Below are 17,567 nucleotides of genomic sequence, written 5' to 3'. Positions count from 1 at the left end.
GATTTTGTTTTAAGGAGTTTTATGAATATTGTTGAATTTTTAAAAGTTATTGTATTTTCCTTGGTAGAGGGCTTTACCGAGTGGCTTCCGATTTCTTCTACGGGGCACTTGATTCTTTTACAGAATATCATTCCCCTGGCAGGGACAAAGGAGTTTTTTTCCACCTTTGAAGTTTTAATACAGCTAGGCGCTGTTATGGCTGTTGTACAGGAATTCTTCTTCCGTCTCTGGCCCTTCGGAAAGAGAAAAAAGAGTGGAGGAATCTACCTGAAGGAAGAAAAGGTGATTCTAATTGGAAAAGTTCTTTTGGCTTGCCTTCCGGCGGCTGTTTTCGGTCTGCTCTTGGATGATTTTCTGGATCAATATCTCTACAACGGTTTTGTCGTATCTCTGATGCTGATTCTCTACGGCGTATTTTTTATTACTTTGGAGCAGAGAAATGCAAGCCGCAAATTTGCGTTCAACAGGGTTGAAGATTTACCCTGGACACTTTGTCTCGAAATCGGTCTTTTTCAGTGTCTGGCCTTAATTCCCGGTACTTCCCGTTCAGGGGCAACCATTATCGGAGCCATGCTGTTATCGGTAGGGAGAGTTGCGGCAACGGAGTTTTCCTTTTTCTTAAGTGTTCCCGTTATGGCAGGAGCAAGCCTCTTAAAGCTCATAAAGCACGGCGGTCATTTTTCGGGAATGGAGTGGTTTACACTCCTGCTTTCTATGGTTTTGGCATATCTTGTCAGCCTGTACTGCATTCGTTTCCTGCTTCGTTATATTCGAAGTCATGACTTTAAAATTTTCGGCTACTATCGGATTATCTTTGGCGGCATTATGCTGATGTGGTTTTTGGTTTCCCGTTTTCTCCTGTAAGAAAACCGTAATAGCACTGTAATGGAAAGGGGCTTGTATCTCTTTTGGGGAATCGGTATCTTTATAAAGAAGAATAAGGAAAACATAACCATAGGAAAGAGGGATAAAATGAAGGGAAGAGCGATAGTAGTCGGTCTTATGCTTTCTGCGATGCTTTCAATGCAAAGTTTTGCAGCGACGGAGATAGGCTTGAATTTAAATTGGAAATATGCAAAGAATGCGAAAATCAATACAGGAAAGGCAATTCTTTATACATCGGACAGTAAGAATCCGAAGAAGATTACGATTGCTGTAAATGCCGGACACGGAACAAAGGGAGGAGAGAAGGTAAGAACCCTTTGCCACCCCGACGGAACAAGAAAGGTTACGGGCGGAACCAATGCTGCAGGTTCTACTACGGCTTTGGCGGTATCTTCCGGGATGACCTTTAAGGACGGTACCAAAGAAGCTACGGTCACCGGTCAGATGGGGCATATTTTTGCGAAAAAACTCTTGAATGCCGGATATGATGTTTTACTCATTCGTGACGGTGATGATGTACAGCTGGATAATGTTGCCAGAACCGTTTTGGCTAACAATAAGGCGGATGCACATATTGCCTTACACTGGGATTCCACGGAAAAAGATAAGGGCGCATTTTTTATGTCTGTTCCCGACTCCTTAAAGAAGATGGAGCCGGTTGCTTCTCACTGGGAAAGTCATGAAAAGCTGGGAGAAAGTTTAATTGCCGGCTTAAAGGGAAAAGGGGTAAAGATTTTCTCAAGCGGCAGTATGGATATGGATTTAACGCAGACCTCCTATTCGACGGTTCCTTCCGTGGATATTGAGCTCGGAGATAAGATTTCGGATCACAGCGAGAAGCAGCTGAATCTTCTTGGAGATGCTTTGGTGGACGGAGTCAATAAGTATTACGGCTTTACATCTTAAGCTTTTTTAAAAGGAAATTCTTAAGAGCCTTGAAGAAAACTTCTTTGAGGCTCTTTTTCTTATATTTTTTCAGAACTGTGTCGAAAGACAAAAGAACGGAAAAAGCTAATCGATTTTTGTTTAGAGAATATCGTCCCAAAATCTTGCAAGATTTTGCTTTCATTTGTTTTTTCTAAAAGGAGGATAGCAAGACGCTTCGGTATTTCGAAAGGATGGAAAGCCGCGCTCAAAGTGTTATTTCTCCTTCCCTTATTGTAAAAAGCTGTCTTTTGTGGAGGGACCATGACGGGACCATTATCCAAGGATGGATATAGGGTAGTGCCATAGGAATAGGTATGCCCTATGCCATAAAGGACAGCTTTTTTTCTTTTAGAGGATTCGCTTTTTTCTTTTTCGGAACTAGTTCTTGTATTTTCAAAAAAGCGTTTGTATACTAAGCCAAGGTGTCATTAGACAGCAGGGCTTATTTTTTTGGGAGAAAAGAGTCTATCCTGTGGAGAAGGGTGAGGAAGGTTTATGAGCTATCTTTCTAGTTTATTCAGCCTCTTTGGGGGCTTGGGTATGTTTTTGTACGGCATGACCGTGATGAGCGACGGTATGCAGAAGGCGGCCAGTTCCAAAATGTCCAAATTCTTAAATATTGTAACGGAAAATCGCGTCATGGCGGTTATTTTAGGAGCGGGCATTACAGCCCTGGTGCAGTCTTCTTCTGCAACTACCGTTATGGTAGTCGGCTTTGTTAATGCCGGTATTCTCAATCTTTCTCAATCCGTTGGAATCATTATGGGCGCTAATATCGGAACGACCATTACTGCGTGGATGGTATCCTTGACGCAGGTGTCCGGTTCCGCCTTGAGTATTTTCAAGCCGGAGTTTTTTGCTCCGCTACTCGTTGGCTTCGGCTCTTTTCGTCTGCTTTTCGGAAAAAAAGGAAACGATGATCTTCTTGCGGACTTCTGTGTCGGTGTGGGGCTTATTTTCATCGGACTTGAATTTATGAGTTCCGCCGTATCGCCTTATGCCAATTCCCCCATTTTTTCCAAGGCATTCCAGATCATGGGGGGGAATCCGATTCTGGGCATTCTTACCGGAGCGGTTGTCACGGGGCTGATCCAGTCCTCCGCGGCTTCCGTATCCATTTTACAGACTTTGGCTCTTTCCGGGGCGGTACCGAGAGCTGCAGGCTTTTATATTACTCTGGGACAGAATATAGGTACCTGTGTTACCGCAATGATTTCTTCTGCCGGAGCCTCCAGGACCGCGAAGAGGGCGGCTATGATTCACTTACTTTTCAACGTGACCGGTGCAGTACTCTTTGGAATCATCATCTTTTTAATGAGTTTGCCTTTTGCAAGCTTTTTTCAGGGGCGCTTAAGTCCGGTTGAGATTTCCATGTTTCACACCATTTTTAATATCAGCTGCACAATCGTGCTCTATCCTTTTGCCGATCTTTTGGTGGCTCTTTCCGGCAAGCTTGTTTTGGAGACAAAGAAGGATAAGGAAGAGGCTGAAAATCCGAATCATTATACGGAAGTGGAGAAAAGCCTTATTCAGCATCTTGACCTACGTATTTTGGAATCTCCGGCAATTGCCATTGCGGCCGCAAAGTCGGAAGTGGTCAATATGGCACGGATTACGGAAGAAAATATTCATCATGCCACAGATATTCTTTTAGAAGAGAAAACAGAAGAAATCCCGGAGATTTTTAAACAGGAAAAGGTAATTGACAATATGCAAAAGCTCCTGACCGAGTATTTGATTCATATCGGAAATTTATCCTTAAATGAAATGCAAAAATTGGAAGTGAACAATATGTTCAATACCATTACGGATATAGAACGTGCGGGAGACCATGCTGAAAACATTGCGGAGCAGGCAAAGTTCGCGGAGGAGCATGCCATTTCCTTCTCGGAAATCGGACAGGACGATATTCGTAAGATTTCGAAGACTGTTGTAGAATCTTTCCATGCCAGTATAGAGGCCTTTGAGAAAAATGATTTGGATATGGTTGTGAAGACAGCGCACTTGGAAGATCAGGTGGATGAGATGGAAGAGGATATGAGGGAAACGCATATCGAACGTCTGAATTCAGGAGCCTGTGCCCCACAGGCAGGAGTTGTGTTCCTGGATGTCATCTCCGATCTGGAGCGTATTTCCGACCATGCGGACAATATTGCCGGCTATGTAAAGGCGATGATTTAAAGTGTTTCCCGCTTTGTGATTAAATATTTTTAAAAAAGAAGTATTTTTATGTGCAGAATCTTTCTATAGGAGATTCTGCATTTCTTTTTATGAAAAAAAGGTGAAATTTTTAACAAATGCAATAATTTCCCTTGAAAAAATAAGCTTCGTGCAATAGAATAGACGCTGTTATGTGAGAGAGGATTCGAAGAACGAATTTTCTCGTTATAAGAGGAAAGTTCACAAATAATTAGGAGGAAAAGGAATATGGCAGTTAAAGTAGCGATTAATGGATTTGGTCGTATTGGACGTTTGGCATTCCGTCAGATGTTTGATCATGAGGGGACAGAGATTGTTGCTATCAATGATTTAACCGATCCTAAGATGCTTGCTCACCTTTTGAAATATGATTCTTCTCAGGGAAGATATAAGTATTGCGATAGTGTTGTGGCCGGCGAGGACTACATCGAGGTTAAGGGAAAGAAAATTAAGATTTACAAGGAGGCTGATGCTTCCAAGTTACCTTGGGGACAGCTTTCCGTAGACGTAGTTTTAGAGTGTACCGGTTTCTATACTTCCAAAGAGAAGTCCGAGGCACACATTAAGGCAGGTGCTAAGAAGGTTGTTATTTCCGCTCCGGCAGGAAATGATCTTCCGACTATCGTTTACAATGTTAACCATGAAATCTTAAAGGCAGAGGACAACATTATCTCTGCTGCATCCTGCACAACCAACTGCTTAGCTCCTATGGCTAAGGCATTAAATGATTTCGCTCCGATTCAGTCCGGAATCATGGCAACGATTCACGCTTATACAGGTGACCAGATGATTCTTGACGGCCCGCACAGAAAGGGTGATTTAAGAAGAGCAAGAGCCGGCGCTGTAAATATTGTTCCGAACTCCACCGGTGCAGCTAAGGCTATCGGCCTTGTTATTCCGGAGTTAAACGGAAAGCTGATCGGATCCGCACAGAGAGTTCCGGTTCCAACAGGTTCCACCACTCTGCTTTTCGCAGTGGTTAAGTCCTCCAAGGAAGTAACGAAGGAGAGCATCAACGCTGCTATGAAGGCTGCTTCCGATCCCGAGACCTACGGATACACAGAGGATGAAGTTGTTTCCAGCGATATCGTTGGAATGACCTACGGTTCTCTCTTTGATGCGACCCAAACCATGGTTTCCAAGGTTGGAGACGATCTCTACGAGGTTCAGGTAGTTTCATGGTATGACAACGAGAACTCCTATACTTCTCAGATGGTTCGTACTATTAAGTACTTCGAGAAGTTTGTAAAGTAATTGATTCATAACAAGTATCGTGCGAAAAGCGTGCGATATCTCGTTTATAAATTGAAATTTATACTGTAAAGCTATGCGGGGAAGCCGCCGGAGTGTGTGCTCCGGCGGTTTTCCCTTTATTACGGGAGCTACGAGAGATTACAGGCTCCCGCCAATAGGAAAGGGGAATGATATGGCAGAATTAAACAAAAAGTCGGTAGATGATATTTCTGTAAAAGGAAAAAGAGTGCTTTGTCGTTGTGACTTCAATGTTCCTTTAAAGGATGGGAAGATTACCGATGAAAATAGACTTGTAGCAGCGCTTCCTACAATTAAGAAGCTTATTTCCGATGGTGGCAAGGTCATTCTTTGTTCTCACTTAGGAAAGCCGAAGGGTGAGCCGAAGCCGGAATTATCTCTGGCTCCTGTAGCAAAGCGTCTTTCTGAGCTTTTGGGGCAGCCCGTTCTTTTTGCAAAGGATGACAATGTAGTAGGAGAGAATGCGAAGAAAGCCGTTTCCGAAATGAAGGATGGAGATGTTATTCTTTTAGAGAATACTCGTTACAGAGCGGAGGAGACCAAGAATGGAGAAGCATTCTCCAAAGAACTGGCTTCTCTTGCCGATGTTTTTGTAAATGATGCTTTCGGTACCGCGCATAGAGCACACTGCTCCAATGTGGGTGTAACCGAGTTTATTGACGGACCCGCTGTGGTTGGCTACCTGATGGAGAAGGAGATTCGTTTCCTCGGCCAGGCGGTAGAGAACCCGGTTCGTCCCTTCGTGGCTATCCTTGGCGGTGCAAAGGTTTCCGATAAGCTTGCGGTAATCGACAATCTCTTAGAGAAGTGCGATACCTTGATTATCGGCGGCGGTATGGCATTCACCTTTGTAAAGGCGCAGGGCTATGAAATCGGAAAGTCTTTAGTGGACGACGAGAAACTTCAGTACTGTAAGGATATGCTTGCAAAAGCAAAGGAAAAGGGCTGCGAGATTTTACTTCCTGTAGACGCGGTTTGCGCTGCTTCTTTCCCGGATCCGATTGATGACAAGAATCTTCCGGTTAAGACCGTGGATATCGATGCCATTCCCTCTGATATGTTGGGACTCGATATCGGACCGAAGACACAGGAGCTTTTTGCGAATGCTGTAAAGACTGCAAAGACTGTGGTTTGGAACGGACCTATGGGTGTATTTGAGAACCCGATTCTTGCACAGGGAACCATCGCGGTTGCAAAGGCTCTTGCGGAGACTGATGCGACAACTATCATTGGCGGCGGCGACAGTGCTGCTGCTGTGAATACTTTGGGATTCGGAGATAAGATGACACACATTTCCACCGGCGGTGGTGCTTCTCTGGAATTCTTGGAAGGTAAGGAGCTTCCGGGGGTAGCAGCTGCAAACAATAAGTAGGTGTTAGCTGATAAGAGACAGCGTATAAATTATCGTGAGCAGTCTGAAAACGGAGTCCAAGTAATTTAAGTATAGTTTGGAGAAAAAAATGAGAAAAAAATTATTGCCGGAAACTGGAAGATGAATATGACCATTACGGAGGCGAAAGCGCTCTGTGATACCTTGATTCCGATTTCCAATACAGATGAGGTGGACGTGGTCTTCTGCGTTCCGTCCATTGATATTTCTACAGTAGTGGAGAAGGTAAAGGGCACAGCTATCTCTGTTGGAGCGGAGAACCTCTACTTTGAGGATAAGGGAGCCTATACCGGAGAAATCTCCGCTGATATGCTGGTAGATGCCGGTGTAAAATATGTTATTATGGGACACTCAGAGAGAAGAGGCTATTTCCATGAGACCGATGCCGATATCAATAAGAAGGCGAAGAAAGCTCTGGAAAAAGGACTTACTCCGATTATTTGTTGCGGAGAGAGTCTTGAGCAGAGAGAAATGGGAATCTATTTCGAGTGGATTGCAATGCAGATTAAGGCGGCATTTCAGGGAATTTCCGCAGCGGATGCTGCTAAGTGTGTGATTGCTTACGAGCCGATCTGGGCTATCGGAACAGGAAAGACGGCAACGGCAGAGCAGGCGGAAGAGGTTTGCGGTTATATCCGTAAGGTAATAGAAGAGGTTTACAACAAAGAAACTGCAGAGAAGATTCGGATTCAGTACGGCGGATCCATGAACAGCGGAAACTGTAAGGAACTTCTTTCCAAGCCGAATATAGACGGCGGTTTAATAGGCGGCGCTTCCCTAAAGGAAGAGTTTGCGAAGATTGTGCATTATAACGCGTAGGAAGCACAACGTATAGTAAGCAATACACGTTCGAAAAGAAGAAAGGAAAAGGGACTGTGGCATTCCACAGTCCCTTTTCCTTTCTCGCATAAGTCTAGTTTACAGCGATATATCATGTAACAAATTATTTTCTGTTCTTTCTATTCTTCTTTCAGCCGGAAACGTTCTACCAACACATTCATCTTATTGGCCTGGCCGGTCAGTTCTTCAGAGGCTGCTGCACTCTGCTCCGCTGTGGCGGAATTTGCCTGTACCACAGAAGAAATCTGCTGTAAGCCTTGATTCAAAGAAGTAATTCCTTTCAAATCTTTATCGGAAGCGGAAGAAATCTGTTCAATTAAGGTATTGACTTCTTCCGTACTCTTCGAAACGGAATGTAAGGATTCCGCTGTTTCTTCGGTAATTCTTGCTCCCTTTTCCACCGCTTCAATGGTTTCTTCAATCAGCAAGCCTGTATTTTGAGCAGCCTTTGCAGATTTCTGAGCAAGATTTCCTACCTCATCCGCAACTACGGCAAAGCCCTTTCCGGCAGCGCCTGCTCTTGCCGCCTCAATAGCGGCATTCAAGGACAGGATATTCGTTTGGAAGGCAATATCATCGATGGTCTTGATAATTTTACTGATTTCATTGGACTTTGCGGTAATATCATTCATGGCCTTCCGCATTTCTTCCATCTTCTCATTGGACTGCAGTACAGCCGTACCGGCCTCTCCCTGCAATTTAAATGCCTCTCCTGCGGTTTTTGTAGAGGCCTGGATAGAGTGAGAAATATCCTGCATATTGGCGGATAACTCTTCGATAGAAGAAGCCTGTTCCGTTGCGCCTTGTGATAAGCTTTGCGCTCCGGTGTTTACCTGCTCCGCACTTCTTAATACCTGCACGGAAGAGGAATGTACTTCCTGCAAGGTTTTATTCATATCGCTTTGGATATTTTTCAAACTTTCCAAGAGCGGTGCATAATCTCCGATATAGTCTTCGTTTTCCAGATTTTCAGTAAAGTTTCCGCCTGCCATGGCTTCTAAGCGGTCTCTCAGATCAAATACAATCTTTTTGCTTCTTCCGATAACCTCAGAAATGCTGTAAGAAAGTTCTCCGATTTCATCCTGATTAGGATAATGAATTTCCACATCAAAATTTCCATTAGCCACTTCTTTCCCCGCGTCACTGATCTTTCGTAATGGCTTTAAGGCTTTGGAAATCCGGACAAAGTTAATCATCTGAACCAGCATAAAAATTATGACTTCCGATAAAATCAGTGCGAATAATAGTTGATTTTTCTCCTGGTCAAAATGGGGGATAGTCATAGCGGTCTGCACCCACCAATCAACCCCTTCGATTTCCAACGGCACATAGTAGCGAACCTGGCTGTCTCTTTGGAAAAATGCTTCCTTATTCTGCATCTTCTCCACCAGCATATCACTATATTTCTGTCCAATAAGGTCTCCTAAGTTCTTTCCCTTGGCATCAGGGTTATTGCTGTAGACAAAGTTGTTGTGATTGTCTAAAACATCAAAGAACACATTTTCATAGCCAAGAGTACTCATATCCAACTCGTTAAAAACTTCAGTGGAAATTTCCGTGGTTACGATTCCTAAGAATCGATCTCCGTCCAGAATTGGAATGGTCATATAGAAGCTGCTTTTTCCGGTATCCGGATTTTCTATGGGAAGCGTTGCGGAAGCCGCTTTGCTATTCTGTGTCTCCTTATAAAAATCTTGTGTACCGTAAACCTCATAGGGAACCATAGAGAATTTATCTCCATCCGTATCATAGCGAAGAGAGTAATTAACATTTTCCTTGGAAAATACTCCCGGCTCCAACAGTAAAGCCTGACTGACAATTCCCAAGTTATTTTTCGAGAATCCCCGCATGGTATTCATTAAATAATACTCTTCTTCTGCTTCGGGAATCGTGAGAGGGGCACTGACCCCGTCCACTGCACTTTTTCCGCTAAGGGATGAATCTCCGCCGTCTTCTTTTTGAAAGTTGACAAAGCTATCCGCCAAAGATTGCATGGTGGTGCTGGTGTTTACCGTGATTTTATTTACTCTGCCGGCATTCAGGTTAGAAAGAGCATTCATATTTTGCTCATTTTTCTTATTAAATGCTGCACTGGCTACCGACAAAATAAAAGCGGTCATCATCGCAAATAAGAAAAGCATGATAATACCTAAGCTTAAAGAGATTCTTCCGCTTAAGGAATGACTTCGTTTCCTTCTCTTTTCTTGCCTAAGCCCTGTTGTTTGTGCATCGTGTTTTTTCATTGTTCCTTCACTCCTTCTGTAGAAAATTCCATTTTTCTTGCCATTTTGACGAATTTATATCGACAAAAATAAATAGTCTTATAATTTAATAGATTTATCTATTTTACAGTCTTTTTCTAACTTTTAGAGAGATTGGAGAAGAGGACAGCTGTTCTTCTTTTCCTACATCGGAAAACATTCAGTAACGAAATTTGCATTCAGAATTATATTTATTCGATAAAGAGTCGAAAATATTCCGAAAAGGAGACAGGATGTTTCCGGATAAATAGAGCTTTATTTACGGGAGGGATTCCATGATGCATTATCGATTTGCGGAGAAAAAAGATTTACAGGATTGTGTAGAATTGCTCACGGATTCTTTTTTTGATTATCCGTATTTTTCCAATTTCATTGAAGAAAATGAAAAACGAAGAGACTTCGTGCGCTCTATTCAAAGCATTGCTGTTGGAATTTACTATGGAAAGCAAAGGATGATGCTTGCGGAGGAGAACGGGGAAATCCTTGCCGTTGCAGCCATTCAAAGTCCTCGAGATAAGGGAGTGGAATGGAAAGACTATGTTTCCAAGAAAGCGTTGCAAACCTTTCTGATTGGCGGCATTTTCAAAACCTTAGCCTGGATTTCCATGACGGAAAAAGCGGAGAAAGTGATTCATAGCCAACGGAAGCCGTATTGGTATTTAGGTTCATTGGCGGTGAAAAATAACCGAAGAGGAGAAGGCATCGGAGGAAGATTCTTAAAAGAAGGAGTTATCCCTTATGTGGCCGGGGAAGGAGGAGAGCAGTTTACTCTGCTGACCAATACGGAAAGCAATGCCCGCTTTTATGAAAAAGCAGGATTTTCTCTGCTTTCCTATGAAGAACTCCAAACGCCGAAAAAACGAATGGGGAATTGGAGTTATTGTATGGATGTACGAACTGAAAGAGGAATCGTTGCTTAAACGAGATATCACACGCTTTGCGAGCGATACTCGTTATGAAAAAGGTATCTCAGATTTCGTCTACGCCACTTGTTAAGAATAAAGAAGAAAAGGGACACCTCAGATGAAGTGTCCCTTTTTAGTCTTGACAATTATTGAATTTATTTTTCCCAAGGAAGTTCGGGCTTTCCGAAATGGCCGTAGGAGGAAACCAAATTATAGTCAACATTTAACAGGTCTAAACGAGAAATAATTCCCTTCGGTGTCAGGTCATAGCTGTCTAAAACGGAACGCCAGATATTTCCTGCGGGCTCTTTTTCCGTGCCGAAGCAGTCCAGATAAAGAGATACCGGCTCGGCTACTCCGATGGCGTAGGCAAGCTGTACTTCACAGCGATCCGCTCTGCCGGAAGAGACAATGTCTCTGGCAACCTTTCTTGCCATATACGCTGCGGAACGGTCTACTTTGGAGGGATCCTTTCCGGAGAAAGCGCCGCCACCGTGGTGTGCCGCTCCGCCGTAGGTGTCGGCAATGATTTTTCTGCCGGTCAAGCCGGAATCGGCAAAGGAAGATCCTAAAACAAAACGGCCGGTAGGATTTACCAGGATGTGGAAATCGGTGTTCAGATTCATTTCTTCAGCGGTTTCCTGCATGATTTTTTCAATAATCGCACGCACTTCATTTAAACTAGCCGACTCACTGTGCTGGCTGGAAATGAGGAAGGTATCGATTCTATGCTCCTTGTAGTCAAAGCTGACCTGAGCCTTGGCATCCGGCTTTAGGACGGCAAAATCATTTTCCAAATTAAATGCGCGGAGCTTCTGCAGAGCTCTTGTGGAAAGCACATAGGGAAGCGGAAGCATTTCTTCGCTTTCCTTTGTAGCATATCCGAACATCATCCCCTGATCGCCGGCGCCGTCGTGGTCTACACCCATTGCGATATCGGGAGACTGTGCGGAAATCAGCTCCTGTACCTTGTAATTCTCCAATTCTTTCAGTCCGATTTTACGAAGAACATCCATTACCAGTTTTTGATAATCCGGAATATAGGTGGATGTGATTTCTCCAAGGATAATGATGTCGTAATCCTTAATACATACTTCTGCGGCAATTCTTGCCTTCTTATCGTGGGAAAGAATATCGGTCACAATGGCATCACTAATCTGGTCACAGATTTTATCGGGATGTCCGTTAGATACTTGTTCTGATGAAAATAACATATTTTTCCTTTCTTGCCTTAAGCAACAACATAATGAACACTTTTTGCACAGGAATCCTGGCAATAAAAAAGCCATTGGGCGACGCCAATGGTTCATATCAAATCTTATTGATCGAAACAACTGCTTCGCTCAGGTTAGCACCTTCCTTTACAAGGGGTTGCTGCGGTTTCATCGCTCCTATGTAGCTCCACCGTCTCTGAATAAGGTATTAAATTGTGATGGTATAGTAGCTAAAACAAAGTTTCTTGTCAATAAACTTTCGACATATTTTAGAAATATATAAATCGTTTTTTCTCTTCTATACCAATATATGGAAGCACTGCTGGATGTCTTTATCTTTTCCTATAATGAAAAGACTCTCTCCTTCTCGGAAACGATAGTCCGGACCCAGAGTGACATTGACTTCATCATTGCTTTTCACAGCAATGATATTGACTTTGAATTTTTTTCGAACATCAATTTCTCCGATGGACTTTCCCATCCAATCCTTTGGTAAAGCAATTTCAAAAACGGCAAAGTCTTTGCTGACCTGAATGTAATCCAGGACGTTTTCCGAACTGCATTGTACAGCGGTGAGGTTTCCGACGAGTTTTTCCGGATAGACCACAACATCGGCACCGTTTCTTAAAAGAAATTTCTCCTGTAAATCTCTGGCTGCCCTGGAAACGACTTTGTTTGCACCCAGTTCCTTTAAATGAGAGGTGACTTCCAAAGATGCTAAAAAGTCATTTCCAATCGCTACAATGCAGACATCGAAATTGGAAACACCCAGAGACTTTAAGAATTCCTGATTACTTGCATCTCCGATTTCCGCATTGGTAACATGGGGGAGGGCGGCTTTTACCCGTTCCTCACTGCTGTCCACTCCGAGAACCTGAATATGCATTTCATTCAACTTTTTTGCTACGTGTAAACCGAAACGCCCTAAGCCGATAATCAAAATTTGTTTCATACTTTCTCCTTTAACGACAATGCTATTTTATTTGATTAATCCGATAATTCCATTTTCTTCAAAAGACTTTCTTATCCGACAATTACATTTTCTTCCACAAGCCTTCCCTTGTTTGGATTGGCATTGGGGAAGACGGCATAAATCAGGCAGAGCCCGCCGACTCGCCCTATATACATCAGGGAAATGAGCACCACATGGGAAACGGGACTAAGCTTGGGCGTAATTCCCAGAGTGAGTCCAACGGTGGCAATAGCACTGGCGGTTTCAAAGCTGGTGGTGAGCAAAGGTAAGTTTTCATGAAGGCTGATAAACATTCCCGAAAGAACGCATAAACAAATGTACATAAAGGCAATCGTTGTGGCATTTCGGATGACCTCTCCGGGAATAGTCCTTCCAAAGGCTTCTGTGCGGGAATTGTTTCTAAAGATAGCTACCGAAGTTAAAAATAGAACAGTCATTGTGGTAATTTTCATGCCGCCTCCGGTGCTTCCCGGTGCTGCCCCCACAAGCATCAGCAGAGTTTGTAAAAATATACCGCTGTCGGAGAATTTACTGAAGTCCACCGTGTTAAAACCTGCGGTTCTGGGGGTTACGGCAGTAAAGAAAGAGGCGAGAATTCGACTTTCCATGGGCAGTTCCCGGAACTCGACAAAGAAGTAGAACAGTGCAGGGAGAAGGACAAGAAAGAATGTAGTAGAAAGTATGATTTTACTTTGCAGGCGATAGCGATGAAGGTTCCCTTTATTTTTGGCAATATCCTGCCAGGTCATAAAGCCTAAGCCTCCAAGGAGAATTAAGGCCATAATGCTGAGGTTCACAATAGGGTTTTCCGCATAGTCGGTGAGGGAGGAATAGGGGGCTTTGATGCCCATTAAATCGAAACCCGCATTACAAAAAGCGGATACGGAATGGAAAATACTATACCAAAGACCTCTTCTCCATCCGAATTCGGGAATGAATTGCGTTGCAAGAAGGATAGCGAAGAAGAACTCTATCACTCCGGTCCATTTCAGGAGAAAAATCAACATTTTCATAATTCCGCCCTGGGAACTTATGGAAATGGAATTGGCCAGCGTATTTCTTTGAGAATATCCGATTCTTTTTCCGGATAAAAGGATGAGGGAGCTTACAGCTACCGCTACGCCGAGTCCGCCAATTTGAATGAGGATAAGAATGACAACCTGCCCGAAGAAAGACCAGTGCACGGCGGTATCGTATACAATTAAACCGGTGACACAGGAGGCGGAGGTAGAGGTAAAGAGTGCATTTAAAAAAGGGGTATAAACTCTCTCATTGCTTGAAATCGGCAACATCAATAAGAAGGCGCCGAAGAGAATTAAAGCGGCAAAGCCCAATATAATTTTTTGAAAATAATTTAATCGAAAAAATCTCATCCCTTTATGACTCCGTTCTTTTAACTCATTTCGATTTTTATCATATTTTAAAAAACATTCCGGTTTATTTTGGAAATGGGATAGAACTGTTTATAGGTATAATATTGAGAATTATAGTCTTTTCCCGGGTAAATGGGAAGTCCTGTGCAGTAGAATTAATTTCATGAAAAATCAGGGAAGAATTATGCGCAATTCTTTTCATCTTGCTGAAAATATGATACTCTAAATCGGTAATCATGCAAGGCATGATACAAACCGGATGAAACAAGTAAAGGAGAGATTCTATGGGATTATTAAGAGCTGCGGAGACATCCTTCAAGACCCTGTTGGGAGATCAGTGGAGAGAGTACTTTTATTGTAATTCGTTAGATAATGATACTTTGATTGTAAAGGGAGAGAAGAGAGTCGGCGAAAAGAGTTCCAATACAAAGGGGGCGGAGAACATTATTTCCAATGGAGCCCTTATTGCGGTAAATGACGGTCAGTGTATGATTATCGTGGAGCAGGGGGCTATCGTAGAAGTTTGTGCAGAACCCGGTGAATTTGTATTTGACAGCTCAACGGAGCCCAGTATTTTCTACGGCAATTTAGGTGAAAACCTTGTAAACAGCTTTAAGACCTTTGTGAAGCGTTTTGCTTTTGGCGGAGATACGGCAAAGGATCAGAGAATCTACTATTTTAATACTAAAGAAATATTGGGAAATAAGTACGGTACAGCGAATCCTATTCCGTTCCGTGTATACGATAAGAATATTGATCTCGATATGGAAATAGCCCTTCGTGCACATGGAGAGTTTAGCTTCCGTATGATGGATCCCATTCTTTTCTATAAAAATATTGCGGGAAATGTGGAAAACTCTTATAAGAAATCGGAGATAGAGTCTCAGCTTCGTTCAGAGCTCCTGACCAAATTGCAGCCCGCTTTTGCCCGCATTGCCGAGAGCGGTGTGCGGTATTATCAGATTACCGCGCATACAGATGAGCTTGGACAGATTTTAAATGAAATGCTTTCCAAGAGCTGGGGAAAACATTACGGCTTGGAAATCACTGCATTCGGTATGAGTTCCGTTACCGCTCCGGAAGAAGATGTGGAGAAGATTAAGGAACTGCAGAAAAATGCTGTATTCCGGAATCCGACCATGGCGGCTGCAAACCTTACTTCCGCACAGGCGGATGCTATGCGTGCAGCGGCAAGTAATGAAAATGCAGGTCCTATGATGGCCTTTGCAGGGATGAATATTGCGAATCAAGCCGGCGGCTTTAATGCAGGAAACCTCTATGCCATGGGAGCCAATCAAAACGGAGCGCAGGGAAGTTCTGCGGGGAACGGCGCTGCATCGGCAGGAAATCCTTCTGCACAGGCAGAGGCATCTCCGGCTGCTGTTGGATGGACTTGTACAAAGTGCGGGCATGAACACAACCTTGGAAAGTTCTGCTCCGAGTGCGGTACCGCAAAGGAAGAGGAGTGGATTTGCCCTGAGTGCGGACATACCGGAAATCTCGGAAAGTTCTGTTCCGAATGCGGACATAAAAAAGAATAGAGTCTATCAGTGCCCTGCAGAAGTGATTTTGCCGGGCATTTTTCGTAAGACGAACGCTGTAAGTAAAATCTTAAACGAGATACCTAATGCTCCGCGAGTGATACCGGTTTAGAATAAAACTGTTCACGATGCAGGGCGAAAAAACGGGAGAACAATATGGGAGAAAGATTGGGATGGCTTTCCCCTCTCGGGGATTTTTATGAAACGGACTGGGGAAAGCACGGTGAGGAAGCGGAGTGTATCTTGCAAAAAATCGGTTTGTATGCCTCTTTTTCAAAACAAACGGTTCTGAATGCGGGGGATTATTTGAGTGGAAGAGGATACTTACTCTTACATAATCCCAGCAGAAAAAAACTGATGATTACTCATCTTTGCCCTTTGAGTGATAAACAAAGGGACTTTTTATACGGCTATTTTTATGATTTGGGAGAAAAGGCGGAAGCGGAAAAATATTTGGATTAAAGAATTGCTTGGATTAAGGAAATATTGCTTTACGCCGATGTAAAAGTGGAGTAAAATCTGCCTTTATTAATTCATAATGAGTATCATAGGTAAAGCAAGTGATATCCGCTTAAGAATTTGCCGTTTGCCGAGCTTACTATCTCCCATTTCCGGAAGGCTTTTTACTTGGAAACGGCAAGAGTACATGAACAGAGGAGGAGAAGGATGGCATTAATTATTCCTGAGCATTATGATCCTCGTCTCTCTGTGAGAGAGACGCAGGAAGCAATAAAGTATATTCGTGATACTTTCCAAAAGGAATTCGGGAAAGAGATGAATTTGTCTCGTATTTCCGCACCTTTATTTGTGGAGAAGAGTTCCGGTTTAAATGACAACTTAAACGGAGTGGAAAGACCGGTGTCGTTTGACGTACCTTGGAAACCGGGAGAGACTATAGAGGTCGTTCATTCTCTTGCAAAGTGGAAAAGGCTTGCCTTAAAGCGCTATCATTTTGAAGCGGGGGAAGGGCTCTATACCAATATGAATGCTATTCGTAGAGATGAGGACTTGGATAATCTTCATAGCGTTTATGTGGATCAGTGGGATTGGGAAAGAGTGATTTCCAAAGAAGAGAGGAATGAAGAAATGCTGCGGGAAACGGTTCGCAATATTTTCCGGATTATAAAGCATATGGAGCATGAAGTCTGGTATAAATATCCGCAGGCAGTGAAAAAACTGCCGGAAGATATCTATTTTATAGACTCTGAAGAACTTTTACAGAAATATCCGACTTTGAGTGCAAAGGAAAGAGAGAATGCCATCACAAAAGAGCATGGCTGTGTCTTTATTCAGAAAATCGGAGATAAGTTAAGTAACGGAGAGCCGCATGACGGAAGAGCACCGGACTATGATGACTGGAACTTAAACGGAGATATTCTATTCTGGTTTGAGCCGCTAAATTGTGCTTTGGAGATTTCTTCCATGGGAATTCGTGTGGATGAAGAGTCTCTACGGAGACAGCTTGCACTCTCCCACAAAGAGGAAAGGGCGGCGCTTCCCTATCACAGGATGCTTTTAGAAGGAAAACTTCCCCTTACTATTGGAGGAGGTATCGGGCAGAGCAGACTTTGTATGTTACTTCTCGAACGTGCACATATTGGAGAGGTGCAAGCTTCTATTTGGCCGGAAGAGATGCGGGAAGAGTGCGAAAGGCACAATATGATTCTGTTATAAAAACGAGATACCGCACGCTTTGCGCACGATACTCGTTATGCACAAGATGTTTCAGGCTTAACCTGCGCCACTTGTTAAGAATTACAGCCTGTTCTGTCTCGTTTAGACACGAG

At 43.3% G+C, this 17,567-nt stretch carries 14 protein-coding genes and 1 riboswitch; of the genes, 10 read left to right on the top strand and 4 right to left on the bottom strand.

Annotated elements, in window-relative coordinates; all coding sequences use genetic code 11:
- Positions 1-21 precede the first annotated feature (21 nt).
- The 6 genes from HMPREF9124_RS08185 to tpiA all read left to right on the top strand — a co-directional run bounded on the left by HMPREF9124_RS08185 (position 22) and on the right by tpiA (position 7,492).
- Positions 22-864 carry an undecaprenyl-diphosphate phosphatase gene (locus HMPREF9124_RS08185; protein ID WP_009427802.1) on the top strand — a complete coding sequence of 281 codons (843 nt, stop codon included), beginning with the start codon at positions 22-24 and terminating at the stop codon, positions 862-864.
- A 108-nt stretch (positions 865-972) separates the two neighbouring features.
- The gene (locus tag HMPREF9124_RS08180; protein WP_036598057.1) at positions 973-1,791 is read left to right on the top strand and encodes an N-acetylmuramoyl-L-alanine amidase; all 819 of its coding nucleotides are present in this window, start codon (positions 973-975) and stop codon (positions 1,789-1,791) included.
- Between the two features lie 516 nt (positions 1,792-2,307).
- Positions 2,308-3,993, top strand: coding sequence for a Na/Pi cotransporter family protein (locus HMPREF9124_RS08175; RefSeq protein ID WP_009429403.1), 1,686 nt, complete (start codon positions 2,308-2,310; stop codon positions 3,991-3,993).
- A 246-nt stretch (positions 3,994-4,239) separates the two neighbouring features.
- Complete coding sequence (gap, locus tag HMPREF9124_RS08170) at positions 4,240-5,265, top strand: type I glyceraldehyde-3-phosphate dehydrogenase (RefSeq protein ID WP_009429216.1); 1,026 nt, start codon at positions 4,240-4,242, stop codon at positions 5,263-5,265.
- 172 nt (positions 5,266-5,437) lie between these two features.
- Positions 5,438-6,655 (top strand): phosphoglycerate kinase, encoded by a 1,218-nt coding sequence (locus HMPREF9124_RS08165; protein WP_009429734.1) that lies wholly within the window; start codon positions 5,438-5,440, stop codon positions 6,653-6,655.
- 99 nt (positions 6,656-6,754) lie between these two features.
- On the top strand, positions 6,755-7,492 hold the full coding sequence (gene tpiA / locus HMPREF9124_RS08160) for a triose-phosphate isomerase (RefSeq protein WP_036597757.1): 738 nt from the start codon (positions 6,755-6,757) through the stop codon (positions 7,490-7,492).
- A gap of 140 nt (positions 7,493-7,632) precedes the next feature.
- Here the strand turns inward: tpiA and HMPREF9124_RS08155 are convergent, their stop codons facing one another.
- The gene (locus HMPREF9124_RS08155) at positions 7,633-9,756 is read right to left on the bottom strand and encodes a methyl-accepting chemotaxis protein (RefSeq protein ID WP_009429134.1); all 2,124 of its coding nucleotides are present in this window, start codon (positions 9,754-9,756) and stop codon (positions 7,633-7,635) included.
- Between the two features lie 293 nt (positions 9,757-10,049).
- Here HMPREF9124_RS08155 and HMPREF9124_RS08150 point away from each other — a divergent pair, with 293 nt between their 5' ends.
- Positions 10,050-10,694, top strand: coding sequence for a GNAT family N-acetyltransferase (locus tag HMPREF9124_RS08150; RefSeq protein WP_009428690.1), 645 nt, complete (start codon positions 10,050-10,052; stop codon positions 10,692-10,694).
- Positions 10,695-10,834: 140 nt separating this feature from the next.
- Here the strand turns inward: HMPREF9124_RS08150 and metK are convergent, their stop codons facing one another.
- The 3 genes from metK to HMPREF9124_RS08135 form a co-directional block, all read right to left on the bottom strand.
- Positions 10,835-11,893 carry a methionine adenosyltransferase gene (gene metK / locus HMPREF9124_RS08145; RefSeq protein ID WP_009429746.1) on the bottom strand — a complete coding sequence of 353 codons (1,059 nt, stop codon included), beginning with the start codon at positions 11,891-11,893 and terminating at the stop codon, positions 10,835-10,837.
- A 101-nt stretch (positions 11,894-11,994) separates the two neighbouring features.
- Positions 11,995-12,100, bottom strand: a riboswitch (SAM riboswitch).
- Between the two features lie 91 nt (positions 12,101-12,191).
- On the bottom strand, positions 12,192-12,845 hold the full coding sequence (locus HMPREF9124_RS08140) for a potassium channel family protein (RefSeq protein WP_009428160.1): 654 nt from the start codon (positions 12,843-12,845) through the stop codon (positions 12,192-12,194).
- A 71-nt stretch (positions 12,846-12,916) separates the two neighbouring features.
- Complete coding sequence (locus HMPREF9124_RS08135; protein WP_009429388.1) at positions 12,917-14,239, bottom strand: TrkH family potassium uptake protein; 1,323 nt, start codon at positions 14,237-14,239, stop codon at positions 12,917-12,919.
- Positions 14,240-14,523: 284 nt separating this feature from the next.
- Between HMPREF9124_RS08135 and HMPREF9124_RS08130 the strand changes: the two genes are divergently transcribed.
- From HMPREF9124_RS08130 to asnA, 3 genes are all read left to right on the top strand, one after another.
- A complete protein-coding gene (locus tag HMPREF9124_RS08130; protein ID WP_009429855.1) occupies positions 14,524-15,780 on the top strand; it encodes an SPFH domain-containing protein in 1,257 nt (418 codons plus the stop codon).
- Positions 15,781-15,936: 156 nt separating this feature from the next.
- Positions 15,937-16,242, top strand: coding sequence for a hypothetical protein (locus HMPREF9124_RS08125; RefSeq protein ID WP_009428432.1), 306 nt, complete (start codon positions 15,937-15,939; stop codon positions 16,240-16,242).
- Positions 16,243-16,446: 204 nt separating this feature from the next.
- A complete protein-coding gene (gene asnA / locus HMPREF9124_RS08120; protein WP_009429633.1) occupies positions 16,447-17,454 on the top strand; it encodes an aspartate--ammonia ligase in 1,008 nt (335 codons plus the stop codon).
- The last annotated feature ends 113 nt before the right edge of the window (positions 17,455-17,567 follow it).

The sequence above is a fragment of the Oribacterium sp. oral taxon 108 str. F0425 genome (assembly GCF_000214455.1).
Taxonomy (GTDB): Bacteria; Bacillota; Clostridia; order Lachnospirales; family Lachnospiraceae; genus Oribacterium; species Oribacterium asaccharolyticum.
The sequence above is the reverse complement of the archived record's forward strand: the minus strand, read 5'-3'. Positions and strand labels throughout refer to the sequence as shown.